The sequence below is a fragment of the Aromatoleum petrolei genome, from assembly GCF_017894385.1.
GTDB lineage: Bacteria > Pseudomonadota > Gammaproteobacteria > Burkholderiales > Rhodocyclaceae > Aromatoleum > Aromatoleum petrolei.
Map to the genome: position 1 here is coordinate 1,794,279 of NZ_CP059560.1, position 26,101 is coordinate 1,820,379.

At 66.2% G+C, this 26,101-nt stretch carries 23 protein-coding genes; 6 read left to right on the plus strand and 17 right to left on the minus strand.

What is annotated here, in order from left to right; genetic code table 11:
• Positions 1 to 46: 46 nt before the first annotated feature.
• From yajC to ToN1_RS08240, 4 genes are all read left to right on the plus strand, one after another.
• Positions 47 to 373, plus strand: coding sequence for a preprotein translocase subunit YajC (yajC, locus tag ToN1_RS08225; protein ID WP_169204906.1), 327 nt, complete (start codon positions 47 to 49; stop codon positions 371 to 373).
• A gap of 84 nt (positions 374 to 457) precedes the next feature.
• Positions 458 to 2,317: a protein translocase subunit SecD gene (secD, locus tag ToN1_RS08230; RefSeq protein WP_169204907.1), complete on the plus strand. Its 1,860-nt coding sequence runs from the start codon at positions 458 to 460 to the stop codon at positions 2,315 to 2,317.
• 38 nt (positions 2,318 to 2,355) lie between these two features.
• The gene (gene secF, locus ToN1_RS08235; protein ID WP_169204908.1) at positions 2,356 to 3,285 is read left to right on the plus strand and encodes a protein translocase subunit SecF; all 930 of its coding nucleotides are present in this window, start codon (positions 2,356 to 2,358) and stop codon (positions 3,283 to 3,285) included.
• A gap of 18 nt (positions 3,286 to 3,303) precedes the next feature.
• Positions 3,304 to 3,924, plus strand: coding sequence for a MarC family protein (locus tag ToN1_RS08240; protein ID WP_169204909.1), 621 nt, complete (start codon positions 3,304 to 3,306; stop codon positions 3,922 to 3,924).
• 97 nt (positions 3,925 to 4,021) lie between these two features.
• Here the strand turns inward: ToN1_RS08240 and ToN1_RS08245 are convergent, their stop codons facing one another.
• On the minus strand, positions 4,022 to 4,339 hold the full coding sequence (locus ToN1_RS08245; RefSeq protein ID WP_169204910.1) for a DUF2322 family protein: 318 nt from the start codon (positions 4,337 to 4,339) through the stop codon (positions 4,022 to 4,024).
• An 89-nt stretch (positions 4,340 to 4,428) separates the two neighbouring features.
• Positions 4,429 to 5,796 (minus strand): adenylosuccinate lyase, encoded by a 1,368-nt coding sequence (purB, locus tag ToN1_RS08250; protein ID WP_169204911.1) that lies wholly within the window; start codon positions 5,794 to 5,796, stop codon positions 4,429 to 4,431.
• Between the two features lie 108 nt (positions 5,797 to 5,904).
• Between purB and apaG the strand changes: the two genes are divergently transcribed.
• Positions 5,905 to 6,288, plus strand: a complete 384-nt coding sequence (gene apaG / locus ToN1_RS08255; protein WP_169204912.1) for a Co2+/Mg2+ efflux protein ApaG — start codon at positions 5,905 to 5,907, stop codon at positions 6,286 to 6,288.
• A 9-nt stretch (positions 6,289 to 6,297) separates the two neighbouring features.
• Here the strand turns inward: apaG and ToN1_RS08260 are convergent, their stop codons facing one another.
• From ToN1_RS08260 to secA, 4 genes are all read right to left on the minus strand, one after another.
• Positions 6,298 to 7,884, minus strand: coding sequence for a PAS domain-containing sensor histidine kinase (locus ToN1_RS08260; protein WP_169204913.1), 1,587 nt, complete (start codon positions 7,882 to 7,884; stop codon positions 6,298 to 6,300).
• 70 nt (positions 7,885 to 7,954) lie between these two features.
• On the minus strand, positions 7,955 to 9,193 hold the full coding sequence (argJ, locus tag ToN1_RS08265; protein WP_169204914.1) for a bifunctional glutamate N-acetyltransferase/amino-acid acetyltransferase ArgJ: 1,239 nt from the start codon (positions 9,191 to 9,193) through the stop codon (positions 7,955 to 7,957).
• Between the two features lie 84 nt (positions 9,194 to 9,277).
• Positions 9,278 to 10,825, minus strand: a complete 1,548-nt coding sequence (locus ToN1_RS08270; protein ID WP_169204915.1) for an HDOD domain-containing protein — start codon at positions 10,823 to 10,825, stop codon at positions 9,278 to 9,280.
• 89 nt (positions 10,826 to 10,914) lie between these two features.
• Positions 10,915 to 13,638 (minus strand): preprotein translocase subunit SecA, encoded by a 2,724-nt coding sequence (gene secA / locus ToN1_RS08275; RefSeq protein ID WP_169204916.1) that lies wholly within the window; start codon positions 13,636 to 13,638, stop codon positions 10,915 to 10,917.
• Between the two features lie 167 nt (positions 13,639 to 13,805).
• Here secA and ToN1_RS08280 point away from each other — a divergent pair, with 167 nt between their 5' ends.
• Entirely contained in the window at positions 13,806 to 14,240 is a 435-nt protein-coding gene (locus tag ToN1_RS08280) for a DciA family protein (RefSeq protein ID WP_169204917.1), read from the plus strand.
• A 47-nt stretch (positions 14,241 to 14,287) separates the two neighbouring features.
• Here the strand turns inward: ToN1_RS08280 and ToN1_RS08285 are convergent, their stop codons facing one another.
• From ToN1_RS08285 to mraY, 11 genes are all read right to left on the minus strand, one after another.
• Positions 14,288 to 14,476, minus strand: a complete 189-nt coding sequence (locus tag ToN1_RS08285; protein WP_169204918.1) for a hypothetical protein — start codon at positions 14,474 to 14,476, stop codon at positions 14,288 to 14,290.
• 10 nt (positions 14,477 to 14,486) lie between these two features.
• The gene (gene lpxC / locus ToN1_RS08290) at positions 14,487 to 15,407 is read right to left on the minus strand and encodes a UDP-3-O-acyl-N-acetylglucosamine deacetylase (RefSeq protein WP_169204919.1); all 921 of its coding nucleotides are present in this window, start codon (positions 15,405 to 15,407) and stop codon (positions 14,487 to 14,489) included.
• A gap of 206 nt (positions 15,408 to 15,613) precedes the next feature.
• Positions 15,614 to 16,753, minus strand: a complete 1,140-nt coding sequence (gene ftsZ, locus ToN1_RS08295) for a cell division protein FtsZ (RefSeq protein WP_169204920.1) — start codon at positions 16,751 to 16,753, stop codon at positions 15,614 to 15,616.
• A 145-nt stretch (positions 16,754 to 16,898) separates the two neighbouring features.
• Positions 16,899 to 18,128, minus strand: a complete 1,230-nt coding sequence (ftsA, locus tag ToN1_RS08300; RefSeq protein WP_169204921.1) for a cell division protein FtsA — start codon at positions 18,126 to 18,128, stop codon at positions 16,899 to 16,901.
• Positions 18,125 to 18,973 (minus strand): cell division protein FtsQ/DivIB, encoded by an 849-nt coding sequence (locus ToN1_RS08305; protein ID WP_169204922.1) that lies wholly within the window; start codon positions 18,971 to 18,973, stop codon positions 18,125 to 18,127. The genes ftsA and ToN1_RS08305 overlap by 4 nt, the downstream gene beginning before the upstream one ends.
• Entirely contained in the window at positions 18,957 to 19,871 is a 915-nt protein-coding gene (locus ToN1_RS08310) for a D-alanine--D-alanine ligase (protein WP_169204960.1), read from the minus strand. The genes ToN1_RS08305 and ToN1_RS08310 overlap by 17 nt, the downstream gene beginning before the upstream one ends.
• A gap of 38 nt (positions 19,872 to 19,909) precedes the next feature.
• Complete coding sequence (gene murC, locus ToN1_RS08315; RefSeq protein ID WP_169204923.1) at positions 19,910 to 21,325, minus strand: UDP-N-acetylmuramate--L-alanine ligase; 1,416 nt, start codon at positions 21,323 to 21,325, stop codon at positions 19,910 to 19,912.
• A complete protein-coding gene (gene murG, locus ToN1_RS08320) occupies positions 21,322 to 22,392 on the minus strand; it encodes an undecaprenyldiphospho-muramoylpentapeptide beta-N-acetylglucosaminyltransferase (protein WP_169204924.1) in 1,071 nt (356 codons plus the stop codon). The genes murC and murG overlap by 4 nt, the downstream gene beginning before the upstream one ends.
• On the minus strand, positions 22,389 to 23,621 hold the full coding sequence (gene ftsW, locus ToN1_RS08325; RefSeq protein ID WP_169204925.1) for a putative lipid II flippase FtsW: 1,233 nt from the start codon (positions 23,619 to 23,621) through the stop codon (positions 22,389 to 22,391). The genes murG and ftsW overlap by 4 nt, the downstream gene beginning before the upstream one ends.
• A complete protein-coding gene (murD, locus tag ToN1_RS08330) occupies positions 23,618 to 25,015 on the minus strand; it encodes a UDP-N-acetylmuramoyl-L-alanine--D-glutamate ligase (protein ID WP_169204926.1) in 1,398 nt (465 codons plus the stop codon). Before murD ends, ftsW begins: the two co-directional genes overlap by 4 nt.
• A complete protein-coding gene (mraY, locus tag ToN1_RS08335; protein WP_169204927.1) occupies positions 25,012 to 26,100 on the minus strand; it encodes a phospho-N-acetylmuramoyl-pentapeptide-transferase in 1,089 nt (362 codons plus the stop codon). The genes murD and mraY overlap by 4 nt, the downstream gene beginning before the upstream one ends.
• Position 26,101: the final 1 nt, after the last annotated feature.

Here is a 26,101-nt window from a genome sequence, read left to right on the forward strand (position 1 = left end):
TGCTGCTATAATCGACCGCTTTAAGCAACCACCCGGAGTCTCACCCGTGTTCATTTCCAACGCATACGCCCAGGCCGCGGCCGGCGGCGATCCCACCGGCGGCCTGATGGGCATGCTGCCGCTGATCCTGATGTTCATCGTCCTGTGGTTCCTGATGATCCGTCCGCAGATGAAGCGCGCGAAGGAGCACAAGGCGATGGTTTCCGCGCTCGCAAAGGGCGATGAGGTCGTCACCCAGGGCGGCATCGCCGGTCGCGTGACCCAGGTCGGCGACAACTTCCTGCGCATCGAAATCGCGGACAACGTCAATATCCTTGTGCAGAACCAGGCCGTCGCCACGGTGCTGCCGAAGGGCACGCTGAAGACTCTCTGAGGTTCCCCGCGCGGGGCGCGCCGGCCTGTTGCCCGCCCCACGCCGCACTGACCTGCCGCATCCCCTTTCCAGCCCATTCAAGTCATGAACCGCTATCCGCTCTGGAAGAACATTCTTATCGGTCTGGTCCTGTTCTTCGGCCTGATCTACACCCTTCCCAACTTCTACGGTGAAGTGCCCGCAGTTCAGGTCTCCAGCGGCAAAGCCACGCTCAAGCTCGACGCCTCCCTCAACGGCACGATCGAACAGGCGCTCAAGGATGCCGGCATCGAGCACACCGGGCTGTTCAGCGACGCCAACAGCATTCGTGTGCGCGTCGCCAGCACCGACGTTCAGCTGCGCGCAAAGGACGCCATCGAGAAGCGCCTGAACCCCGATCCGCGCGACCCCTCCTATGTCGTCGCGCTGAACCTCCTGTCCGCCTCACCGAACTGGCTCACCTCGATCAACGCGCTGCCGATGTACCTCGGGCTCGACCTGCGCGGCGGAGTGCACTTCCTGCTCCAGGTCGACATGCCCGGCGCAATCACCAAGCGCCTCGACGCAACCGCCGCCGACCTGCGCACGCTGATGCGCGACAAGAACGTCCGCCACGCGGGCATCACGCGCGAAGGCAACAACGTGCTGCTGCGCTTCCGCGACGCCGAGCAGCGCGAAGCCGCGCGCAAGGCCATCTCCGCCAGCACCGCGGACCTGCAGCTCACCGATCGCGACGACGCATCGGACGACCTGAAGCTCGTTGCGACCCTGGGCCAGAACGCGCAGAAGAACATCCGCGACTTCGCGATCAAGCAGAACATCACCACGCTGCACAACCGCATCAACGAGCTGGGCGTCGCCGAGCCGGTGATCCAGCAACAGGGCCTCGACCGCATCGTCGTGCAGCTGCCCGGCGTGCAGGACGTCGCCAAGGCCAAGGACATCCTCGGTCGCACCGCGACCCTCGAAGTGCGCCTCGTCGACGAGACCCCGGGGGCGCTCGAAGGCGCCCTTGCCGGCAGCGTGCCGCTCGGCACCGAGCTCTACAACGAACGCGGCGGCTCGCCCATCCTGGTGCGCAACCAGGTCGTGCTCACTGGCGACCGTCTCACCGACGCCCAGCCCGGCTTCGACGGCCAGACCAACGAGCCCGCCGTGCACCTCACGCTGGACGCCGCCGGCAGCCGCATCTTCCGCGACGTCACGCGCGAGAACGTCGGCAAGCGCATGGCCATCCTGCTGATCGAGAAGGGCAAGGGCGAGGTCGTGACCGCGCCGGTGATCCGCACCGAGATCGGCGGCGGGCGCGTGCAGATCTCGGGCCGCATGACGACCCAGGAAGCGAGCGACGTCGCGCTGCTGCTGCGCGCCGGCAGCCTCGCCGCCCCGATGGAGATCATCGAGGAACGCACGGTCGGCCCGAGCCTCGGTGCCGAGAACATCGCCAAGGGCTTCCACTCGACCCTGTGGGGCTTCGTCGCGATCGCGATCTTCATGAGCGTGTATTACATGCTGTTCGGCCTGGTGTCGGTGATCGCGCTTGCCGCCAACCTGCTGCTGCTCGTCGCCCTGTTGTCGCTGCTGCAGGCGACACTGACACTGCCCGGCATCGCCGCGATGGCGCTGACCCTGGGCATGGCGATCGACGCCAACGTGCTGATCAACGAACGGATCCGCGAGGAGCTACGCAACGGCGTCTCACCACAGGCCGCCATCCACGCGGGCTACGAACGCGCTTTCGACACGATTCTCGACTCCAACATCACGACGCTGATCGCCGGCATCGCGCTGCTGGTGTTCGGCTCCGGGCCGGTGCGCGGGTTCGCGGTGGTGCATTGCCTGGGCATCCTGACCTCGATGTTCAGCGCGATCCTGATCTCGCGCATGCTGGTGAACCTCCTCTACGGCCGCCGCCGCAAGCTCGAATCGGTGTCCATCGGGCAGATCTGGAAGCCGGGCAACTGACCGCCGCGCACGCACAAGGCTGAATAGAAGGCTGAATCATGGAATTCTTCCGCATCAAGAAAGATCTCCCGTTCATGCGCCATGCGCTGACGTTCAACATCATCTCGTTGATCACGTTCGTGCTGGCGGTGTTCTTCCTCGCGACACGCGGCCTGCACCTGTCGGTGGAATTCACCGGCGGCACGCTGGTCGAGGTCGCCTACGCCGAAGCGCCGCAACTCGAGCCGATCCGCAGCGCGCTCGCCACCAGCGGCTACCCGGACGCGCAGGTGCAGAACTTCGGCAGTTCGCGCGACGTGCTGATCCGCCTGCCGAACCGCGAGGATCTCGACACTACCAAAGTGTCCGAGCGCACGATGGCGACGCTGCAGGCGGTGGGCGGCGCGCCCGAGTTGCGCCGCGTCGAATTCGTCGGTCCGCAGGTCGGCAAGGAGCTCGCGTCGGACGGCGCGATGGCGCTGCTGCTGGTGATCTTCGGCATCGTGGTGTATCTCGCGATGCGCTTCGAGTGGCGCTTCGCGGTGTCGGCGATCATCGCGAACCTGCACGACGTCGTGATCATCCTGGGCTTCTTCGCCTTCTTCCAGTGGGAGTTCTCGCTGCCGGTGCTCGCGGCGGTACTCGCCGTGCTCGGTTACTCGGTCAACGAATCCGTGGTCGTGTTCGACCGCGTGCGCGAGACCTTCAAGAAGAAGCGCGGCCTCACGACGCCGGAAGTGCTGGACCACGCGATCACCTCGACCATTTCGCGTACGGTGATCACCCACGGCAGCACGCAGATGATGGTGCTGGCAATGCTGCTGTTCGGCGGTGAAACGCTGCACTACTTTGCGATGGCACTGACCATCGGCATCTGCTTCGGCATCTACTCTTCCGTGTTGGTCGCGAGCCCGCTCGTGATGTGGCTGGGCGTGTCGCGCGAACAGTTCATCAAGCCGAAGAAGGAAAAGGAAGAGGCGGTCGTCTGACCCCTCCCCCGCGCGGCAATGAACGAGTTCCTGCAGGCCTTCGTCAGTCTCCTGGCGATCACGAACCCGATCATCGCCGCGACGATGTTCCTTGGCATCGTCTCCGGCATGCCGATCGCGGCACGCCGGCGCGCCGCCGGCCAGGCCGCGATGGCCGTGCTGGCGATCCTCGCTGGCGCGGCCATCGGCGGCCGCTACATTCTCGAGCTCTTCGGCATCTCGCTGGACGCCTTCCGCACCGCCGGCGGACTGGTCATCATTCTCGTCGGCCTCGAGATGCTGCGCGGCAGCCCGAGCGGCATTCAGCGCGACGAGGCCTCGCCCGAGGACGCTGAGGACCGCATCGTCGTGCCCTTCGCAATGCCGCTGGTCGCGGGACCGGGCGCCATCACGACGGCCATCACGCTGTCGGTGGCCTACCCGTCCCGCCTCTACCTGCCGGTCGTTGCCCTGCTCGCGTCAGTCGCCACCGCGGCCGTGCTGTGGGCGACACTGCGTCTCGCGCTCGTGCGCCAGCGCCTGGCCACGCCGCGCGTCGAGCGCATCTTCACCCGCTTCATGGGCCTGATCCTGGTGGCCATCGGTTTCCAGATCGGCATGTTGGGCATCCGCGATTTCTTCGGCCTGGGCGGCGCCTGAGCGAGACGAAGAAACAACCAGCGTCCGCCCTGAGCCTGTCGAAGGGCACTAGCACGGCCTCAACAGGCTCACGGCGCACGGAGTACCAACTTCCGGTTCAGACCGCGAACACCTGCTTCACCCGCAGCACCTCGCCGCGCTCGATGACCCCGGTCAGCCGGTCGATGTTCGGATGCTTGCCCGGATTCAGGCGCGCGTCCTCTGCGTGCTCCGCGTACAACTCCAGTCCCTTCTTCGCCGCTTCGCCGTTGATCGAGCCATAGAGCTGGGCGAGGTGGTTGTACACCGCCAGGGAGCCGGCCTGCCCCGGCTTGTTCTCGATGGTGGCGACGGTCGCGCCCTCCGCATCGAGAAGATTGAGGGCCGCGAGGTGCGACACCTTGGGCAGTTGCTTGAGATTGTCGGCAAACGCCATTCCTGTTTCCTTTCGAATGTTGCAATGGAAACGCCACCCGCAGGTGGCGTTCGTCGTCGCAGCCCGTGCCGGCCGCAGCCGGCCCACGCTCAGATGCGCTTCGCGAGCTCGGCAGCCTTGCCGACGTAGCTCGCCGGGGTCATGTCGAGCAGGCGCTGGCGATCCGCCTCGGGAATCGCCAGGGTACGGACGAAATCCTGCAGCGCCTCGCGCGTGATGCCCTTGCCGCGGGTCATCGCCTTGAGCTGCTCGTACGGGTTCTCGATACCGAAGCGGCGCATCACCGTCTGCACCGGCTCGGCGAGCACTTCCCATGCTCCGTCGAGATCGGCCGCGAGGCGTGCCGGATCGGCTTCCAGCTTGTTCAGTCCGCGCAGGCAGGAATCGAGTGCCAGCACCGTGTGGCCAAAACCGACGCCCATGTTGCGCAGCACGGTCGAATCGGTGAGGTCGCGCTGCATGCGCGACACCGGCAGCTTCTCGGTGAAGTGGCGCAGCACGCCGTTCGCGATGCCGAGGTTGCCCTCAGCGTTCTCGAAGTCGATCGGATTCACCTTGTGCGGCATCGTCGACGAGCCGACCTCGCCCTCCTTGAGCTTCTGCTTGAAGTAGCCGAAGGAGATATACATCCAGATGTCGCGGCAGGCGTCGATCAGGATCGTGTTGGTGCGCGCGATGGCGTCGAAGAGCTCTGCCATCGCGTCGTGCGGCTCGATCTGGATGGTGTAGGGATTGAACTCCAGCCCCAGCGATTCGATGAAGCGGCGATTGAAGCCTTCCCAGTCGAAGGCCGGCCAGGCCGACAGGTGCGCATTGTAGTTGCCCACCGCGCCATTGAACTTGGCGGTCAGCGACACCGCGGCGATGGCCGAGCGCGCGCGCAACAGGCGTGCGGCGATGTTGGCCATCTCCTTGCCCAGCGTGGTCGGGCTGGCAGGCTGTCCGTGCGTGCGCGAGAGCATCGGCAGGTCGGCGAGCAGGTGCGCCAGCTCACGGAAGCGCGCGATCACCTTGTCGAGCGCGGGCAGCAGCACGGCGTCGCGGCCTTCGCGCAGCATCAGCGCGTGCGAGGTGTTGTTGATGTCTTCCGAGGTGCAGGCGAAGTGGATGAACTCGGACACCTTGGTGACTTCGGCGTTATGACCCAGGCGCTCCTTGAGCCAGTATTCCATCGCCTTCACGTCGTGATTGGTGGTCGCCTCGATGGCCTTCACCGCGGCGCTGTCGGCCGGCGAGAATGTCGCGACGACACCGTCCAACTCCGCCACCGTCGCCGCCGAGAACGGCGCAATCTCGGCCAACGCCGGCTCACCCGCCAGGGTCTTGAGCCATTCGATCTCCACCCGCACGCGATTGCGGATCAGACCATGCTCGGAGAAGTGCTCGCGCAGACCCGCGACCTTTTCATGGTAGCGGCCGTCGAGCGGGGAGAGAGCGGTCAGGGGCGAAACGGACATGGCGGTATTTCCGGACAAAAGTGCTATTTTAACCTCCTGCGCCGCCTTCGCGTGTTCCGCTGTCCCGAACGCGCCCCCGACAGCGGCACCCACCACAGAGACCCATCAATGAGCCAATCGGAAAAATACCGGATCAAGGTGAGCGCGGTAGCGGAATACGTGCCCGGTCAATCAGCGCCGGAAGAAGACCGCTACGTGTTCGCCTACCACATCACGATCACCAACGTCGGCACGGTCGGCGCACAACTTCTGAGCCGTCACTGGATCATCACCGACGGTGCCGGCAAGGTGCAGGAAGTGCGCGGCCAGGGCGTGATCGGCGAACAGCCGGCGCTCGCCCCCGGAGAGCAGTTCAGCTATTCGAGCGGCTCGGTACTGGAAACCCCGGTCGGGACCATGCAGGGCAGCTACCAGATGGTCGCCGCGGACGGACACCGCTTCGACGCCGAGATCCCGGCCTTCGTGCTCGCGATGCCGCGCGTCTTGCACTGAGACGCCGCACTACGCCGCGGCGCCCTCCTGAAGCAGACGCGCCGGCAGGACGACCTGCACCGCAGTGCCCTTGCCGGGCTCCGATTCCACCCGGACGTGACCGTCGTACAAGTGGGTCATGGTGTGCACGACCGCGAGCCCCATGCCGGTACCCTGCCCGACATCCTTAGTGGTGAAGAAGGGTTCGAACAGTTTTTCGCGGTGCTCGGGCGCAATGCCGACACCGACGTCGGTGACCGTGATTGCGACATACTCCCCACGGAACTCGTGGCCGCAGGAATCGCAACGCTGCGCGTCGCCAATGGACACGCGGCGAGCCGTCAGCCGGATGGTGCCGATGCCCGCGATCGCGTCGCGCGCATTGATCAGCAGGTTCATCATGATTTGATGGAGGTGCGCCGGATCGACGGCCAGGCGCGGCAGGCCGGCATCGATGTCGGCAACCACCGCGAGCGTGTCCGGAAGAGTCGCGCGCAGCAGACCGACGGCCTCGCGACCGATCGCGGCAAGTGCGGCGCTGCCCGGCTGCACCGCGCCGCCGCGGCGGAAGCTGAGCAACTGCTGGATCAGTTCGCGCGCGCGCTGACCGGCGGCGCGGATCTCGTCGATGTACTTCAGTGCGCGTGCGCCGCCACCGTCCTGTTTCAGCTGCGTGGCCGCCAGTTGCGAATAGCCGAGGATGGCGGCGAGTACGTTGTTGAAGTCGTGCGCGATGCCACCGGCCAGCGTGGCGACAAGCTCCATGCGCTCGAGCCGCGCAACGCGCTCGAACAGTTCGTGCCGTCTGCGCTCGTCCTCGCGCAGCTGCGTAATGTCCTCCTTCAGTGCGACGAAATGCCGCACTTCTCCGCTCTCGTCGCGCACTGGCGACACGGAGACCGCTTCGCGGATCAGCCGACCGTCGCGGCTGCGATTCGACATCTCGCCGCGCCAGGTCTCGCCCGCGAGAATCGTCCGCCACAGTCCCGCATACTCCGCATCGGTCGTTTCGCCCGACTTGAAGATGCTCGGCCGCGCCCCGATGAGCTCTTCCTCCGAATAGCCATAGGCCTTGCAGCAGGCGGGATTGACGTATTCGATACACCCCGCGCTGTCGGTGATGATGACCGAACAGCCGGACTGTGCGATCGCTTCGGCAAGCGTACGGTTGCGCGCCTCGCTCGCCCGTAGCGCATCCTCCGCGCGCTTGATCGGCGTGATGTCGGCGAAGCTCGTGATCACCGAGGAGATGCGCCCGGCGGAATCGGCGATCGGCTGGCTATTGACCTGGATCCACACCGGATCCCGTCCCGGATGGGCAATGCCCATCACGACGCCACGCTGCGGCAGGCCCGTACGCAGCGTGACCATCGCCGGATGTTGATCCGGCGGGCAGGAGGACCCGTCCTCGTTCAGGAAGTCGACCGGCAGGTTCTCGGGCGTATGCCCTTCGAGCTCCGCCGCCGACAGACCGTAGATCTGCTGTGCCGTGCGGTTGCATGCAGTGATGCGCCCTGCACCGTCACGCACGACAACCCCTTCGAGCATGATGTCGAACAGGGGCGAGAGGCCTTCCTGACCCTGCAATTCGCGCTTTGACTGCTGATTGTCTGCCATCTTGGTCCGGGAAGAGCCGCTCTCCGGATTATACGTTCAGCATAGGAATGCGGCCAGTGCGCGATTCGCGTCAGCTACGATAGTCAGCGTTGATCTTCACGTAATCGTAGGAGAAATCGCAAGTCCACACCGTGGCTCGCTCGAGGCCACGCCCGAGATCGACGCGCACGGTGATCTCGGACTCCTTCATCACGCGCGCCCCCGCCTCCTCGCGATACGTCGCTGCCCGCCCACCGTTCTCGGCCACGAGCAGCTCTTCGCTGGCACACCCCAGCCAGACGCGCAGCCCACTCACGTCGAGGTCGTCGATGCCGGCATAGCCGATCGCGGCCAGGATGCGTCCGAGGTTGGGGTCGGAAGCGAAGAAGGCGGTCTTGACCAGCGGCGAATGACCGATCGCATAGGCCACCTTGCGGCATTCCGAACGGTCCTTGCCGCCCTCGACGGCGATCGTCATGAACTTGGTCGCCCCTTCGCCGTCGCGCACAATCGCCTGGGCGAGCCGGATCGAGACGTCGACAATCGCTTCGCGCAGCGCGCGGAAGTCTTCGCCCAGCGGATCGTTGATCTCGGGGTTGCCCGCTTTGCCGGTCGCGATGATGATGAAGGAGTCATTGGTCGAGGTATCGCCATCGACGGTGATGCTATTGAACGACAGGTCTGCAGCCTCACGCGCGAGTGCGTCGAGCAGCGGCTGCGAGATCGCTGCGTCGCAGGCGAGGAAGCCGAGCATCGTCGCCATGTTCGGCTTGATCATGCCCGCACCCTTGCTGATGCCCGTCAGCGTGACCGTGCGCCCCGCGATCGTCACTTGGCGCGACAGCGCCTTGGCGATGGTGTCGGTTGTCATGATCGCATGCGCGGCATCGAACCATCCGTCGGCGCACAGGTTGGCCTGAGCGGCGGGAAGCCCGGCCACCAGACGATCGACGGGTAGCGGCTCGAGGATCACACCCGTCGAAAACGGCAGGACCTGCTCGGGCGCGACGCCGAACAACGCGGCGACGGCCGCGCAGGTCGTCTTGGCATTCGCGAGCCCCGCCTCGCCCGTTCCCGCGTTTGCGACGCCGGTGTTGATCACGAGCGCGCGGATGTCGCCGCCCGGAAGGTGGTCCTTGCACACCTGCACGGGTGCGGCGCAGAATCGGTTGAGCGTGAACACCCCTGCCACACGGCTGCCGGGCGCCACTTCGATGAGGGTCAGATCGCGACGGTTCTGCTTGCGGATCGCGGCTTCGGCAACCCCGAGGCGGACGCCTGCGACCGGGCGCAGTTCCGAGGCAACCGGGGTGGAGAGGTTAACGGGCATGACGGATCTCCATCGGGCAAAGGGCGGCGGGAGCCGCCGCGGGTTCATCGGATGTCGGCAAGCTCATTGCTGCAAGGTCATGCATCATCCGTTCTGGCGTGACGACGAGGCCGCGGTGACGGCGAGCGAGACTTGCTGGGCAAACAGTTGGAAGGCTTCGAAACGTTCGTCGTCGACACCCTTTGCCGCGTGGGTGCGATCGGCGTAGAAGAGGCCGATCGGGCGTCCCTGTGCGAGGATGGGCGCAATGCAGGCATTCGCGGGATCAGCCGCAAGCTGCAGGCGATCGACGCGGATCCCGGGCGGCGTCTGGCCGGGACCGAAGCGCATCGCGCGCGGATTGCGGAAGAATTCGTTGAACAGATCGCCAGGCGTGCCGTCGAGCGAGAAGATGAACGCCTGCCGCAATCCCTCGGCACTCCCCCCGAGTGCCGTTTTGCCGATGAGCTGCAGGCGGTTCGGCGACAGCAGCGCGAACAGCACGCGGTCAAAACCGACACCGCGATAAATGCCTTCGAGCACGAGCTGCAGGATTTCGTTGAGATTCGCCCCCGCCGCAATGCGGCCCGAGATCTCCCGCAGGATCCTGAGCTGGAGATTGGGGTCGGGCTCCATCGAGGGAGCCTCGGCCATTTCCGTTTCGGCGGGTTCCACGACGCCTGCGGCGGGAGTCGGCCGCGGAATCAGTTCGCCCACCTCGGCAGCGCCGAAATAACCCGCGATGCGCGCCGCCTCGACACTGTTGATGGCGAGTTCCTCGCGCATCGCCTCGGACGAAATCCCGGCGAAGGTCGCCAAGCCGCGCACGAGCTTGTCCAGCCCGGGGGTATCCCACCCGTTCTCGACCTCCGCCGCGAAGCGGTGGGCGAAGTGGATGGCCTGCTCGGGCACGCCCGCGCGGGCGCTGCCATCGAGCACGGACTGGAGCAATGAGCCCAGCTTCCACTCGCGCGCCAGCCCCTGCGAGAGCTGCCGCAAGCGGAAGCCGAGCACGCTCATCTGGGCCTCGTCATCCGACTGGCCGGCGGCAAGGGCCTCGTCCAGCCGCTGCGCAAGTTTGCCGCCGAAACACCAGAAGGCCATCTCGCCGACCCGCGACAACAGTGCGGCAATGAACACCTCTTCGGAGCGTCCGTCGCGTCGCAGGGCCGCCAAGGCGCGCGCCTGCACCGCGGCATGGAACACACGCGCCATCTCGGCCACAACACGCTGTCGGATGCCGCCCGTCAAGAGGGCGTCGATCACGCGGATCGCGATCGCTATTTCAGCGACGGCATTGAAGCCGAGCACGACGATGGCGCGGCTGATGGTGCTCACCGCCTGGCGCGAGGGGTTGTACAGGACGCTGTTGGCGAGCTTGAGCACCTTCGCGGTCATTGCCGCGTCCTGCAGAATGGCCTGAGCAAGCTTGCCGGTCGGGGATTTTTCATCCTCGGTGACGGCGTGAATCAGCGCTACCGTTGCACCGAGAGCGGGCATCTCCTGATCGCGGATGAACGCGACCCACTCCCCGAGGCCGCGCGGCTCGCGCCCCGCCGGCCCGGCCGCCTCCTCCGGAACGCCGAGGCGCAGCTCCGGAAACAGGATGGACTCACCGGAGCACCTGCCCTTGGGATCAGTCGGCCCGGTCATGCGCGTAAAAGCCGCATGCAAAGCCAGGAACGGCCCGCTCGGGGCCGTTCAGGGACGCGGCGGGAAAGCGTCTGACCGCCCATCCTGCCTCAGCTCAGCTTGCCGTGGCAGTGCTTGTACTTCTTGCCGGAGCCGCAGGGGCAGGGGTCGTTGCGTCCGACCTTCGGAGCCTGCGCAACGGCCGTGCCGCCCTCCTGCGCCTGCGATGCGGCGCCAAGCGCCTCGTCGTAGTCGGCGTGGTGATACTGGACATTATCCAGCTCGGGCGGGTGCTCAGCCTCCTCCAGCTGCGATTCGGTGCGGACCTGCACGGTCATCAGCAGCTTGGACACTTCGCTGCGCACGGTCTCGAGCAGGCCTTCGAACAGCTCGAAGGCCTCGCGCTTGTATTCCTGCTTCGGGTTCTTTTGCGCGTACCCGCGCAGATGGATGCCCTGCCGCAGATGATCGAGTGCGGCCAGGTGCTCGCGCCAATGCGTATCGAGGCTCTGCAGCATCACGTCGCGCTCGAACTTGTGCCACGCGCCCGCGTCGACCAGCGCGACCTTCGCGGCATAGGCCTCGTCGGCCGCGGCGAGGATGCGCTTCAGGATCGTTTCGTCGTCGAGGTTGGACTCGGCCTTCAGCCACTCGCCCACCGGGAGGCGGAGCTGGAATTCTGCAGCGAGCGCCTGCTCCAACGCGGGGATGTCCCACTGCTCCTCGACACTGTCGACCGGCACGTAGATGCGGAAGGCGTCGTGAAGCACGCCCTGGCGCATGGCGTGGATGGTGTCGGAGATGTCCTCGCTCTCAAGGAGCTCGTTGCGCTGCTGGTAGATCACCTTGCGCTGGTCATTGGCGACGTCGTCGTATTCGAGCAGCTGCTTGCGGATGTCGAAGTTGCGCTGCTCAACCTTGCGCTGGGCCGACTCGAGCGAGCGGGTGACCATGGCATGCTCGATCGCCTCGCCCTCGGGCATCTTCAGGCGCACCATGATCGCGTTCAGGCGCTCGCCGGCGAAGATCTTCATCAACGGATCCTCGAGCGACAGGTAGAAGCGCGAACTGCCCGGATCGCCCTGACGGCCCGCGCGACCGCGCAGCTGGTTGTCGATGCGGCGCGACTCGTGCCGCTCGGTGCCGACGATGTGCAGGCCGCCCGCCGCGAGCACCTGATCGTGCACCTTCTGCCACTCCTCGCGCATCGCGGCGATGCGGGCGTCCTTCTGGTCCTGCGCCAGCGCATCGTCGTCGCGGATCGCCGCAAGCTGGCGCTCGATGCTGCCCCCGAGCACGATATCGGTACCGCGGCCGGCCATGTTCGTTGCGATCGTGATCACACCGGGGCGGCCCGCCTGCGCGACGATCTCCGCCTCGTGTTCGTGCTGCTTGGCGTTGAGCAGCTGATGCGGCAGCTTCTCGCGCTGCAGCAGCCCGGAGAGGAATTCGTTGATCTCGATCGAAGTCGTGCCGACCAGCACCGGCTGGCCGCGGCCGACGCACTCGCGGATGTCGGCGATCACCGCATCCCACTTTTCCTTGGCGGTGCGATAGACCTTGTCGTTGTCGTCACGGCGCTGCATCGGACGGTTGGTCGGCACCACCACCGTTTCCAGGCCGTAGATCTGATGGAATTCGTAGGCTTCGGTGTCGGCCGTACCGGTCATGCCGGCGAGCTTGCCGTACATGCGGAAGTAGTTCTGGAAGGTGATCGAGGCGAGGGTCTGGTTCTCGGCCTGGATGCGCACGCCCTCCTTGGCTTCGACCGCCTGGTGCAGCCCCTCGGACCAGCGGCGGCCGGCCATCAGGCGGCCGGTGAATTCGTCGACGATCACCACCTCGTTGTTCTGCACGACGTAGTGCTGGTCCTTGAAGTACAGTGCGTGCGCGCGCAGCGCCGCATAGAGGTGATGCACGAGGAGGATGTTGCCCGGGTCGTACAGGCTCGATCCCTCCGCCAGCAGTCCCATGCGCGTGAGGATCTGCTCGGCGTTCTCGTGACCCTGCTCGGTGAGGAGCACCTGGCGCGCCTTGAGGTCCAGCGTGTAGTCGCCGGGCTTGGTGACGTCCTCGCCCTCACCTTCCTGCTGCGTGAGCATCGGCGCCACCTGGTTGAGCTTGAGATACAGCTCGGTGTGGTCCTCGGCCTGGCCGGAAATGATCAGCGGGGTGCGCGCCTCGTCGATGAGGATGGAGTCCACTTCATCGACGATCGCGAAATTGAGGCCACGTTGCACGCGCTCGCTGGTGGAATACACCATGTTGTCGCGCAGGTAGTCGAAGCCGAACTCGTTGTTCGTACCGTAGGTGATGTCCGCGCCGTAGGCGGCCTGCTTTTCCTCGTGCGTCATGCGCGACAGGTTGCAGCCGGTGGTCAGCCCGAGGAAGCCGTAAATGCGCCCCATCCAGTCCGCGTCACGGCTGGCGAGGTAGTCGTTGACGGTCACGACGTGCACGCCCTTGCCCGTCAGCGCATTGAGGTAGGCCGGCAAGGTGGCGACCAGCGTCTTGCCTTCGCCGGTGCGCATCTCGGAGATTTTCCCGCTGTGCAGCACCATGCCGCCGATCAACTGCACATCAAAGTGGCGCATGCCGTGGACGCGTTTCGCCGCTTCGCGCACGACCGCGAAGGCTTCCGGCAGCAGGCTGTCCAGGCTTTCGCCGTTCGCGACGCGCTGCCTGAATTCTTCCGTCTTGGCCCGCAGGGCCTCGTCCGTCAGGGCCGAGATCGTCGGCTCCAGGGCATTGATGGTGCGTACCGTCTGGGAATACTGGCGGATGAGGCGGTCGTTGCGACTACCGAAAATTTTCTTGAGCAGGCCGGAAATCATGTGGGTATCTGGTGGGACCGATTCGGCAAAGCGGGAAGTTTAGCATGCCGGCCGCAAGCCCCCGCAGGGGATGCGGCGACCACCCGCCTGATCAGCCGGGAACATCGCGCTTGCGGCCCGGGCACGTGCGACCTACCATCAGGGCGCACTCCGACTACGGCATCACCATGACCCAGCTCATCCAGCGCTTCCTGGGCACCGGCGACGCGCTCGCTCGCCTGAAGGACCACGCGGCGCGCCTGATGCGCCTGCAGACGCTGCTCCAGCAGCACCTCCCGCCCGCGCTCTCGTCGGCCTGCTCGGTCGCCAACCTGAAGGGCGACACGCTGGTCCTGCTCGCCAATGGGGGCGCTGCGGCCGCGCGCCTCAAACAGATCGCACCGTCACTGGTGGAGCAGTTTGCAGCGGCAGGGCTGCCGATCAAGACTGTGCAGGTGAAGGTGAAGGTGCTGGAGACGCGCGAGGAGCGGCGCCCGCCGCCGCAACGCACGATCTCCGAAGGCGGCAGCCGCAGCATCGAGGATTTTTCGGCGACGCTCCCGGCCGATTCGCCGCTGCGCGAGTCGCTCGAGCGCCTGGTGCGGCGCAGCCGCCGCGACTGACTTTCGTCCAGACAATCACGCGCGCCGTTGAGGCGCGCGGGCGACGGCTACGCGAACGGGACGAACACCCGTTCGAGCGCGAATAGTGCGAGGAACACGAACAGCACGACGATACCGGCACGGAAGCAGTTCCACGCCCACAGTCGATACCTGGGATTGCCGGTGAGCAGCCACGCGACGAGCGACCCGCCGATGCCGATCACGGCGAGGATGGCGAACAGCCGGATCACCAGCATCGCAGGCGACTCAGGCGGCGAGCGAGAGTTCGAACTGGTGGCTGACCGCCGCCGGGGTCGCGGCGTCCTGCTCGAACGTCACGATCTCCCAGGCGCTGCTGTCCTCGAGCAGCACGCGCAGGACCTGGTTGTTCAGCGCATGGCCGGCCTTGTGCGCGGAATAGCGGGCGAGCAGCGGATGGCCGCACACGTAGAGGTCGCCGATCGCATCCAGGACCTTGTGCTTGACGAACTCATCGACGTAACGCAAGCCCTCGGCATTGAGCACGCGGTATTCATCCATCACGATCGCGTTATCCAGGCTGCCTCCGAGCGCGAGGCCGTTGGCACGCATGAACTCCACGTCCTGCATGAATCCGAAGGTGCGCGCGCGGGCGACGTCGCGGACATAGGAATGCTCGGCAAAATCGATGCTCACCTGCGTCGAGGTCTTGTCGATCGCGGGGTGGTTGAACACGATGGAAAAATCCAGCCGGAAGCCGTCGTAGGGCTCGAGGCGCACCCACTTGTCGTCCTCGCGATACTCGACGGCCTTCTTCACGCGCAGGAAGCGCTTGGGCGCCTGCTGCTCCTCGATGCCCGCGGACTGCAGCAGGAACACGAACGGACCCGCACTACCGTCGAGGATCGGGATTTCGGGGGCGTCGACGTCGACGTGCAGGTTGTCGATACCAAGGCCGGCAAGGGCCGACATGAGGTGTTCGATGGTGCCGACCTTGGCGCCGTCACGCTCGAGACCCGAGCACATGCGCGTGTCGCACACGGAATACGGGTCGGCCGGAAAATCCACGACCGGATCGAGATCGACGCGGTGGAAGACGATGCCGGTATCGGGCGCAGCCGGACGCAGCACCAGCTGGACCTTGCGTCCGCCGTGCAGCCCGACGCCGGTGGCCTTGATGAGCGATTTAAGGGTGCGCTGCCTGATCATTGTTGAATTCCCGTTACACGACAGCAGTTTAGCACGCACAGCAACGATCACACGGTAAGCTTGGTTGCAACGCAACATGCAACACAGCGTTGCCGCGGATTGCCGTCACGCCTCCGTGCCCGGCGCGGGAACGGAAACGGGCGCGTGCCGCAGACCGGAGGCGACGGTCCGCAGCACGCGCCCGTTATGGGCGGAGCCGGTAATGCTCAGTCGGCCTGCTTGCGCAGGAAGGCCGGGATGTCGTACGTCCCCATGCCGTTGGCGCTCATCGCCTCGACCTGCGTGCGACGATTGGTGCGGATGACCGCCGGCACGTCCAGATTGGTCAGGTCGATGCCGCCGACCGACGGGCCGTAGGTACCGGTGCCCTGCACAACCTGCATCACCGGCTGGCGCGCGGCACGGGGCACGCCGAGGCCGGTGGCGACGACGGTGACGCGGACACGGTCTTCCATCGACTCGTCGAACACGGTGCCGTACTTGACGAAGGCTTCGGGTGCGGCGAAGGCCTGGACGGTCTTCACGGCATCGCGCACTTCCGACATCTTCAGCGAACGGCTGGCGGTGATGTTGATCAGCACGCAGCGTGCGCCGGACAGCTCGGTGCCCTCGAGCAACGGGCTCACGGCGGCCTGCTCGGCGGCGATGCGCGCACGGTCCATGCCGGAGGCTTCGGCGGACCCCATCATTGCGCGGCCCATCTCGCCCATCGCGGTGCGCACGTCCTGGAAGTCGACGTTCACGAGACCAGGCACGTTGATGATCTCGGCGATACCGCCGACGGCGCTGCGCAGCACGTTATCGGCCGAGCGGAAGCAGTCCTCGAAGCCGGCGTCGTCGCCATACACCTCGAGCAGCTTGTCGTTGAGGACGATGATCAGCGAGTCGACGTAGCGGGTCAGCTCTTCGACACCGCTTTCGGCAACGCGCAGGCGGTTCTCGAAGTCGAAGGGCTTGGTCACCACCGCGACGGTCAGCACGCCCATCTCCTTGGCGATCTCCGCCACGACGGGCGCTGCGCCGGTGCCGGTGCCACCACCCATGCCGCCGGTGATGAAGCACATGTGGGCGCCATCGAGCGCCGCGGCGATCGCGTCGCGCGAGTCCTGCGCGGCCGCGCGGCCGGCTTCGGGCTTGGAACCCGCACCCAGGCCGGAGCTGCCCAGCTGGATCTTGTTCGGGGCGAGGCAGCGATTGAGCGCCTGCGCATCGGTGTTGGCGACGATGAATTCGACGCCCTGCACCCCTTCCCTGATCATGTGGTCGACGGCATTGCCGCCGGCACCGCCGACGCCGATCACCTTGATGATCGTGCCGGTCTGCTCCTTCTCAACGATTTCAAACATTTGCCTCGCCTCCAGAAAAACAACCCCGATATGCACCGAGCTGCCGCCAAACCTACATTTAGTAATAAATCAAAAGTTTACAACTAAATAAGGGAGTCAGATCAACAACTCATTCAATTTGGCTGAAAAATTCCACGCCGTTACGTCAAAAATTCTTTTCGAACCACGCCTTCATGCGTCCGAACACCTGTTTCACGCTGCGCGTCTCGCGCGCCAGCATGCCGCGACGACGCTGGGCATGGCCTTCCATGACCAAACCCATGGCCGTGGCATAGCGCGGGTGACACACGACATCCGCCAGGCCACCCGAGTACTGCGGCGCGCCGACGCGCACCGGCATGTGGAACACTTCCTCGCCGAGTTCGACCATGCCGAGCATCACGGACGAACCGCCCGTCAGCACGATGCCCGAGGAGAGCAGCTCCTCGTAGCCGCTGCGGCGCAGCTCGGCCTGCACGAGCTCGAACAGTTCCGACACGCGCGGCTCGATCACGTCCGCGAGGCGCTGGCGCGACAGTGGACGCGGCGGGCGGTCGCCGACGCCGGGCACCTCGATCATCTCCTCGGGGTCGGCCAGCGTGTGCATGGCGACGCCGTGACGGATCTTGATTTCCTCCGCTTCCGAGGTCGGCGTGCGCAGTGCCATCGCGATGTCGTTGGTGATCTGGTCGCCCGCGACCGGCAGCACCGCGGTGTGGCGGATCGCGCCGTGCGTGAACACCGCAATGTCGGTGGTGCCGCCGCCGATGTCGACCAGGCAAACGCCGAGTTCCTTCTCGTCCTCGGTCAGCACCGCGTAGCTCGACGCAAGCGGCTGCAGGATCAGGTCCAGGACCTCGAGGCCGCAGCGGCGCACGCACTTGATCACGTTCTGGGCGGCCGACACGGCGCCGGTGACGATGTGCACCTTGACCTCGAGCTTGACGCCGCTCATGCCGATCGGCTCGCGCACCCCGCCCTGCCCGTCGATGATGAACTCCTGGGTGAGCGTGTGCAGGATCTGCTGCTCGGCCGGCACCGGCATCGCGCGGGCGACCTCGATCACGCGCTCGACGTCGAGCGGCGTGACCTCCTTGTCCTTGATCGCGACCATGCCGTTGGAGTTGAAACTCTTGATGTGGCTGCCCGCGATCCCGGTATAGACGTCGCGGATCTTGCACTCGGCCATCAGCTCGACTTCCTGGATCACGCGCGAGATCGCATCGACCGTGGCCTCAATGTTCACCACCACGCCGCGCTTCAGTCCGCTCGTCGGCTGCGTGCCGACGCCGACGACGTTGAGGCGTCCATCGGGACGCACTTCGGCGACCATGCACGTGACCTTGGCGGTACCGATGTCCAGCCCGACGATCAGGTCCTTGTATTCCTTGCTCATTGCTTGCCTTTCGCTGCCTTGAAGTCCCCCACCGGAGTGAGGGCGAATCCGCTCGGGTAACGGAGATCCGCTACCGCCACCTGCACACCAACCTTTTCCTTCGCCTGCGGCCAGGCGCTCACGAAGCGCCCGAGACGCTCGCCGATCGGCGCCTTTTCCTGGTCGCGGCCGAGCATGATCACCATGCCGTCATCGAGCTTGAGCTGCCACGCCTCGCGCGCGGAAAGCGCGAGGCCGACGAGCCGGCGGCCGAGCGGTTCGAGCGCCGCGCTGAACTCGCGGTGCTTCGCCTGAATGTAGGCAGCCGAGCCCTGCGGCCCGGAGAAGGACGGCATATCGCCATTGCTCGCCGCGACGAACACCTCACCGTGGCGGTTCACGAGTTGCGAGTCGCCGCTCTCCGAAACCGTCCAGTAAGCCGCCGCCTGATGCTCCTCGAGGCGCAGTTCCAGCACGTCGGGCCAACGGCGCCGGACTTCGGCGCGGCGGACCCAGGGCAGCTTCTCGAAGGTTTCGCGCACGCCTTCGAGATCCACCGAGAAGAAATTGCCGCGAATCGCGCTGCGGGCCACGTATTCGAGCTGCTCCGTGGTCACCTGGGCGGGCGGCGTCAGCACGACCACCTCGCGCAGCGGAAAGAGCGGGCGCGAAAGGAACCACGCGACGAAGGCGTAACCGATAACCACTGCCGCGAACAGCATCAGGAGGTCCGAGAACAGGTTCAGCACGGCCGGCCGGTGCCACACGCCCTCACGCTCATGCGCGCGACCGGGCATCCGGCTGGTGCCGGACAGCCCGCGTGCGGCAAGCGGAGAGGGCAGGCGGAAGTCAGCCAAGGCGGGCATCCTCCAGGATCGCGAGGCACAGCTGGGTGAAGTCCATGCCGGCCACGCGCGCCGCCATCGGCACCAGCGAGTGCCCTGTCATCCCCGGACTGGTGTTCATTTCCAGCAAATAGGGCCGCCCGTCCTCGGTCAGGATCAGGTCGGCGCGGCCCCAGCCGCGGCAGCCGAGCACCTGCGCGCTCTTCATGATCAGGGCCTGCAGGGCCTGCTCCTGCGCGGGGGGGAGTCCGCACGGACACAGGTAGCGCGTATCGTCGGTGAAGTACTTATGCTGGTAGTCGTAGTTGCCGCCGGGCGCTTCGATGCGGATCAACGGCAACGCCCGTTCTTGCAGGAAGGGAGCGGTCAGCTCGGCGCCCGAAATGAACTCCTCGGCGATCACGAGATCGTCGAAACGGGCGGCAAGCTCCCATGCAGCCTTCAGCTGTCCGGCCTCGGTGACCTTGGTTGCCCCCATGCTGGAACCTTCATGCACCGGCTTGACAAAGATCGGCAGGCCGAGATCGGCCACGACCGCATCCCAGTCGGTGTCAACGTTCAGGATCGCGTAGCGCGGGGTCGGCAGGCCGCAGGCCGCCCAGACCATCTTTGTGCGCCACTTGTCCATCGCCAGCGCGGACGCCATCACGCCGCTGCCGGTATACGGGATTTTCAGCAGTTCGAGCATGCCCTGCACCGTGCCGTCCTCGCCGCCGCGGCCGTGCAGCGTGATGAAGGCGCGGACGAAACCCTGCTCCTTGAGGATGTGCAGGTCGAGCTCGGCAGGGTCGAAGCCGTGAGCGTCGACACCCGCAGCGCGCAGGGCGGCGAGCACCGCACCACCCGACATCAGCGAGACCTCGCGTTCGGCCGAGGTGCCGCCGAGCAGCACCGCGACCTTGCCGAATTTCGCGCGCATGGCCGGATCGACCACGACCTTGTCCGTCACTTCGCTGCTCACGCCACTTCCTCGCTGTTAGCCAGTTTCCCCGGCACGGCGCCGATCGAGCCGGCCCCCATCGTGATCACCACATCACCATCGCGCGCCGCCGACAGGATCGTCGCCGGCATGTCGCCGATGTCTTCGACGAAGACCGGCTCGACCTTGCCCGAGACGCGGATTGCGCGCGCGAGCGAGCGGCCGTCTGCAGCGACGACCGGCGCCTCGCCGGCGGCGTACACCTCGGCCAGCAACAGGGCGTCGACGGTCGACAACACCTTGACGAAGTCCTCGAAGCAGTCGCGCGTGCGCGTGTAGCGGTGCGGCTGGAAGGCGAGGACCAGATGGCGGTCGGGGAACGCTCCGCGCGCCGCGGCCAGCGTCGCCGCCATCTCGACGGGGTGATGACCGTAGTCGTCGATCAGCGTGAAGCTGCCACGCTCGCTGCCGTCCTCGCCGCGCAGCGGGATCTCGCCGTAGCGCTGGAAGCGCCGGCCGACGCCCTTGAACTCGGCGAGCGCCTTGATGATCGCCTCGTCCGGCACCTGCGCCTCGGTCGCGACGGCGATCGCAGCGAGCGCATTGAGCACATTATGCAGGCCCGGCAGGTTCAACTCGATCGGCAGGCGGCTGATCGTGCCATTCACGCGCACGGCATCGAACAGCATGCGGCCCCCTTCGGCGCGGATATTCTCGGCGCGGATGTTCGCCGTCTCGGACAGGCCGTAGCGGACGATCTGCTTCGACACCAGCGGCATGATCGAGCGCACGTGCGGGTCGTCCTCGCACAGGACCGCGACGCCGTAGAACGGCAGGTGCTGGAGGAAGTCGACGAAGGCCTGCTTGAGGCGCGCGAAGTCGTGCCCATAGGTGTCCATGTGGTCGGCGTCGATGTTGGTGACGACCGAGATCACCGGGGTGAGCAGCAGGAAGGAGGCGTCGGACTCGTCCGCCTCGGCGACGAGGAAATCGCCCTTGCCGAGGCGCGCGTTGGCGCCCGCGGCGTTGAGTTTGCCGCCGATCACGAAGGTGGGGTCCAACCCGCCTTCGGCGAGGATGCTGGCGACGAGCGAGGTCGTCGTCGTCTTTCCGTGGGTTCCGGCGATGGCGATGCCCTGCTTGAGGCGCATCAGCTCGGCGAGCATCTGGGCGCGCGGCACGACCGGGATGTGGCGCGCACGTGCGGCCATCACTTCGGGGTTGTCGTTGCGCACTGCGGTCGAGATCACAACCGCGTCGGCCTTGACGACATTCTCGGCGGCATGGCCGGACACGACCTGGGCACCAAGCGCACGCAGGCGGCGCGTCGCGGCGTTCTCGCCGAGGTCGGAACCGCTCACGGTGTAGCCGAGGTTTACCAGCACCTCGGCGATGCCGCTCATGCCGGCGCCACCGATGCCGACGAAATGAATGTGTTTGACTTTGTGCTTCATTGTTTTCTCCCTGCCGCGAGGTCTTCGCAGACTTTCGCGACCGCCTCTGCGGCGTTCGGCTTGGCGAGCGCGCGCGCCTTCGTGGCCATGTCGAGCAGGCGCAAGCGATCGAGACTAGCCAGGATGCCCGCCAGCCGCTCGGCGCTGAGTTCGGTTTGCGGGAGCAGATATGCCGCTCCCTGGTCGGCGAGGAAGCGCGCGTTGCCGGTCTGGTGATCGTCCACCGCATGCGGAAAGGGGACCAGCAGGCTCGCCGCGCCCGCAGCCGCCAGCTCCGCGACCGTGAGTGCCCCGGCACGGCAGATGACCAGGTCGGCCCCGGCGTATTTCGTCGCCATGTCTTCGATGAACGGCAGCAGTTCGCCCTCGACGCCCGCTGCGGCGTATGCACTGCGCAGCGCGTCGATCTGCTTCGTGCCGGCCTGGTGGGTGACGATTGGGCGTTCGGCCGGCTTCATGCGCGCCAATGCCTGCGGCACCGTTTCGTTGAGCACCGACGCGCCAAGGCTGCCACCAACCACAAGCACCCGAAGCGCGCCACTGCGACCGGCGAAGCGCTCGGCCGGAGGTGCGATGGTGCCAATGTCGGCGCGTACCGGGTTGCCGATCCAGGCGGCCTTCTTCAGGACCTTCGGGAAGCCGGACAGGACGCGGTCGGCGACACCGGCAAGCACGCGATTCGCGAGCCCCGCGACGGAGTTCTGCTCGTGCAGGACCAGCGGACGGCCGGTAAGCGCAGCCATCATGCCGCCCGGGAAGGTCACATAGCCGCCCATCCCGAGCACCACGTCGGGCCGGATGCGACCCAGCGCGCGCAGCGCCTGCCAGAACCCGCGCAGCAGGTTCAGCGGCAGCAGCAGCTTGCGCACGATGCCCTTGCCGCGCAGCGCCGTGAAGCGCACCCACGCGGTCTCATAGCCGCGCTCGGGTACGATGCGCGCTTCCATGCCGTCGGGGTTGCCCATCCACACGATGCGCCAGCCGCGCGCGCGCAGCACTTCGGCCACGGCGATGCCGGGGAAGATGTGACCGCCCGTGCCGCCCGCCATCACGAGGAGGGTCTTCATGAACGCCCCCTCATGACTTGGCGGTTTTCCCAATCCACCCGCAACAGGATTGCCAGCGCGATGCAGTTCGCGACGATGCCCGAGCCGCCGAAGCTCATCAACGGCAGCGTGAGGCCCTTGGTCGGGAGCAGGCCCATGTTCACGCCCATGTTGATGAAAGACTGCACGCCGATCCACAGTCCAATTCCCATCGCGACGAGGCCCGAGAAATAGCGTTCGAGCTTGATCGCCTCGCGCCCGATCAGCATCGCGCGGTGCACGAGGATCGCGAAAAGCACGACGATGGTCAGCACCCCGACGAAGCCGAGTTCCTCGGCGATCACGGCTAGCAGGAAGTCCGTATGCGCCTCGGGCAGGTAAAACAGTTTCTCCACACTCGCGCCGAGCCCGACGCCGAACCACTCGCCACGGCCGAATGCGATCAGCGCGTGGGAGAGTTGGTAACCCTTGCCGAAGGCGTCCTGCCACGGATCCATGAAACCGAACAGGCGGTCACGGCGGTAGGGCGAGAGCCACACCAGCAGGGCGAGGCCGATCACCGCGACGACGGCGAGCAGCACGAAGGCGCGCACGTTGATGCCACCAAGGAACAGCACCCCGAACGCGATCGCGGCGACGACGACGAAAGCGCCGAAGTCCGGTTCGCGCAACAGCAGGAAACCGACGAGCACGATGGTGATCGCCATCGGCAGGAACCCGCGACGGAAACTGCCCATGTCTGGGAGCTTTCGCACCGTGTAGTCCGCGGCATACAGTGCGGCGAAGAGCTTCATCAGCTCGGACGGCTGAAGATTGACGGGACCGAGCGGCAGCCAGCGCTGCGCGCCGTTGACCTCGCGGCCAACGCCGGGAATCAACACCACGATCAGCAGCGCGAGGCCAGCGAGGAACAGCAGCGGGGCAAACTGCTGCCACTGACGCATCGTCACCTGGAAGGCCATCAGTCCGGCAACCACGCCGATCGCGAGGAAGACGGCGTGGCGGAGCACGAAGTAGTAAGGCTGGTAGCCGGTGAACTTGCTGCCTTCGGCGATCGCGATGGACGCGGAATAGACCATCACGAGACCGATCAGCAGCAGCGCCGCCGCGGACCAGATCAGCAGCGGATCGAGGTCACGGGCGGGCGTCTGGGGACGCATCAGGCGATCGACCGCGCGGTTGGAGTCCGAACCGACGACGCCGGCGTTGTGCGAGGCGATCCAGCCACTGAGGGCTGTCACGATTTTCATGTCGCGCTCACCCCCGGCTGACGAAGCACCGCCGCGACGAAAACCTCGGCACGGTGGGTGTAATTGCGGAACATGTCGAGGCTTGCACAGGCCGGCGAGAGCAGCACCACGTCGCCCGCCTGCGCGAGCGCTGCCGCGCGGGAAACGGCCACATCCATGTCGGCCGCACGCTCGGTCGGCACGCCGGAGCCGGCAAGCGCAGCGTCGATCAGCGCGGCGTCGCGGCCGATGAGCAGCACGGCACGGGCATGGCGCGCCACGGCGTCGCGCAAGGGCGAAAAGTCCTGCCCCTTCCCGTCGCCGCCGGCGATCAGGACGACTTTGCGGCCCAGGCCTTCCAGCGCCGCCAGGGTCGCCCCCACGTTAGTGCCCTTGGAGTCGTCGTAGAACACCACGCCGTCGGTGCGCCGCGCAATGGGCTCAACACGGTGCGGCAACCCGCGAAAGGCCTTCAGCCCGTCGATCAGCGCGGCACGGGGAAGATCGATCGCGCCGGCAAGCGCCAGCGCCGCCATCGCGTTCGCCGCGTTGTGCGCACCGGCGATCGGCAGTTCGGCGATGCGCAGCAGACGGGTTTCGCCACAGGCGAGCCATGTGGTGCCGTCGGCATCGGCGACGATGCCGTAATCTTCGGCGCCCTTTGGGGCATCCGTACCGAAGGAGACCACACGCCGCCCCGCCTGCGCCATAGCCATCACGCGCACGTCCTGGCGGTTGAGCACCTGGACACCGTCGCCCTCGAAGATGCGCGCCTTGACTGCTGCGTAGCTGCCGAGGTCACCATGACGGTCGAGATGATCGTCCGTGACATTCAGAACCGTCGCGCCTTCCGCATTCAGGCCCGAGGAGGTTTCGAGCTGGAAGCTCGACAGCTCCAGCACCCAGCACTCGGGGAGCGCGGCGCCGCGATCGAGCCGCTCCATGAGCACCGTCAGCGCTGCGGGACTGATATTCCCCGCAGCAACGGCGTCCAATCCGGCCGCGCGGCACAGTGCCGCGGTCAGGGCAGTGGTAGTGGTCTTGCCGTTCGTTCCGGTAATCGCAAGGATGCGGGTACGGGCACGCTGCTGTCCCGCGAGGGCCTCGGCCAGCAGGGCCATCTCGCCGACGATCTCGATGCCGCGACGACGCGCTTCGGCGAGCAGCGGGGTGCGCGCATCGATGCCCGGGCTGAGCGCGATCCGGGCGACGCCGTCGAGGAGCCTGTCCGCAAATCCGCCAACCACGACCTCGGCCGCCGGCACGCTCGCCTCGAGCACGGAGAGGCCCGGCGGTTCGGCGCGGCTGTCTGCCACGCGCACGCGCGCACCTTGCCGTGCGCACCATTGCGCCATCGCAAGACCGGACTCGCCGAGGCCAAGTACCAGTACGAGCTTGTCGGATGCAGCGCTCATCTCAGTTTCAGGGTCGAAAGGCCGAACAGCACGAGCATGATCGTGATGATCCAGAAGCGCACCACAACCTGGGTTTCCTTCCAACCGCCCAGCTCGTAGTGGTGATGCAGGGGCGCCATGCGGAAGATGCGCTTGCCGCCGCTGTACTTGAAGTACAGCACCTGCGCCATGACCGACATCGTCTCGGCAACGAAGAGGCCGCCCATGATGAAGAGCACGATTTCCTGGCGCACGACCACGGCGACGGTTCCGAGCGCAGCCCCCAGCGCGAGCGCACCGACGTCGCCCATGAAGACTTCCGCCGGGTAGGCGTTGAACCACAGGAAGCCGAGGCCCGCGCCGCAAAGCGCGCCCAGGAACACGGCGAGCTCGCCGGCGCCATTGATGTAGGGCACGCCCAGATACTTCGAGAAACCGGCGTGGCCCGCAACGTAGGCGAAGATCGCGAGCGCACCGGCCACCATTACGGTCGGCATGATCGCGAGGCCGTCGAGGCCGTCGGTGAGGTTCACCGCGTGGCTCGTGCCGTTGATGACAAAATATGAGAGCGCGATGAAGCCGTAAATCCCCAGCGGGTAGGACACAGCCTTGAAAAAGGGCACGATCAGCTCGGTCTGAGCCGGTTCATGTGCCGTGAGACCGAGAAACAGCGCAGCACCCAGTGCGATCAGCGAGGTCCACAGGTACTTCCAGCGGCTCGGCAGCCCTTTCGGGTCGCGGTGCACGACCTTGCGCCAGTCATCCACCCAGCCAACCGCGCCGAAGCCGAGAGTGACGAGCAGCACCACCCACACGTACTGGTTGCGCAAGTCGCCCCACAGCAACGTTGTGACTGCGATCGCGATGAGGATAAGCGCGCCGCCCATGGTCGGCGTGCCAGCCTTGGTGAGATGGGACTTTGGGCCGTCATCGCGCACGGCCTGGCCGATCTTCTTCGCCGCGAGCCAGCGGATCAGCGAAGGGCCGAAGACGAAGGAGATGATCAACGCGGTGAGCGCGGCGAGGACCGTGCGCAGCGTGATGTAACCGAACACGTTGAAGGTGCGGATATCCTGACCCAGCCAGAGGGCAAGTTCGAGCAGCATG

What these genes read in the sequence shown, in the direction of transcription:
- secA (WP_169204916.1), bottom strand. Translation starts at nt 13,638, where the DNA reads ATGATTTCCGGCCTGCTCAAGAAAATTTTCGGTAGTCGCAACGACCGC.
- ToN1_RS08280 (WP_169204917.1), top strand. Translation starts at nt 13,806, where the DNA reads ATGACCCAGCTCATCCAGCGCTTCCTGGGCACCGGCGACGCGCTCGCT.
- mraY (WP_169204927.1), bottom strand. Translation starts at nt 26,100, where the DNA reads ATGCTGCTCGAACTTGCCCTCTGGCTGGGTCAGGATATCCGCACCTTC.
- ToN1_RS08305 (WP_169204922.1), bottom strand. Translation starts at nt 18,973, where the DNA reads ATGCCCGCCTTGGCTGACTTCCGCCTGCCCTCTCCGCTTGCCGCACGC.
- ToN1_RS08245 (WP_169204910.1), bottom strand. Translation starts at nt 4,339, where the DNA reads ATGGCGTTTGCCGACAATCTCAAGCAACTGCCCAAGGTGTCGCACCTC.
- argJ (WP_169204914.1), bottom strand. Translation starts at nt 9,193, where the DNA reads ATGCCCGTTAACCTCTCCACCCCGGTTGCCTCGGAACTGCGCCCGGTC.
- ftsA (WP_169204921.1), bottom strand. Translation starts at nt 18,128, where the DNA reads ATGAGCAAGGAATACAAGGACCTGATCGTCGGGCTGGACATCGGTACC.
- secF (WP_169204908.1), top strand. Translation starts at nt 2,356, where the DNA reads ATGGAATTCTTCCGCATCAAGAAAGATCTCCCGTTCATGCGCCATGCG.
- murG (WP_169204924.1), bottom strand. Translation starts at nt 22,392, where the DNA reads ATGAAGACCCTCCTCGTGATGGCGGGCGGCACGGGCGGTCACATCTTC.
- apaG (WP_169204912.1), top strand. Translation starts at nt 5,905, where the DNA reads ATGAGCCAATCGGAAAAATACCGGATCAAGGTGAGCGCGGTAGCGGAA.
- lpxC (WP_169204919.1), bottom strand. Translation starts at nt 15,407, where the DNA reads ATGATCAGGCAGCGCACCCTTAAATCGCTCATCAAGGCCACCGGCGTC.
- murD (WP_169204926.1), bottom strand. Translation starts at nt 25,015, where the DNA reads ATGAGCGCTGCATCCGACAAGCTCGTACTGGTACTTGGCCTCGGCGAG.
- murC (WP_169204923.1), bottom strand. Translation starts at nt 21,325, where the DNA reads ATGAAGCACAAAGTCAAACACATTCATTTCGTCGGCATCGGTGGCGCC.
- ToN1_RS08285 (WP_169204918.1), bottom strand. Translation starts at nt 14,476, where the DNA reads ATGCTGGTGATCCGGCTGTTCGCCATCCTCGCCGTGATCGGCATCGGC.
- ToN1_RS08270 (WP_169204915.1), bottom strand. Translation starts at nt 10,825, where the DNA reads ATGACCGGGCCGACTGATCCCAAGGGCAGGTGCTCCGGTGAGTCCATC.
- secD (WP_169204907.1), top strand. Translation starts at nt 458, where the DNA reads ATGAACCGCTATCCGCTCTGGAAGAACATTCTTATCGGTCTGGTCCTG.
- ToN1_RS08260 (WP_169204913.1), bottom strand. Translation starts at nt 7,884, where the DNA reads ATGGCAGACAATCAGCAGTCAAAGCGCGAATTGCAGGGTCAGGAAGGC.
- ftsW (WP_169204925.1), bottom strand. Translation starts at nt 23,621, where the DNA reads ATGAAAATCGTGACAGCCCTCAGTGGCTGGATCGCCTCGCACAACGCC.
- ToN1_RS08240 (WP_169204909.1), top strand. Translation starts at nt 3,304, where the DNA reads ATGAACGAGTTCCTGCAGGCCTTCGTCAGTCTCCTGGCGATCACGAAC.
- ToN1_RS08310 (WP_169204960.1), bottom strand. Translation starts at nt 19,871, where the DNA reads ATGCGCGCGAAATTCGGCAAGGTCGCGGTGCTGCTCGGCGGCACCTCG.
- ftsZ (WP_169204920.1), bottom strand. Translation starts at nt 16,753, where the DNA reads ATGTTTGAAATCGTTGAGAAGGAGCAGACCGGCACGATCATCAAGGTG.
- purB (WP_169204911.1), bottom strand. Translation starts at nt 5,796, where the DNA reads ATGTCCGTTTCGCCCCTGACCGCTCTCTCCCCGCTCGACGGCCGCTAC.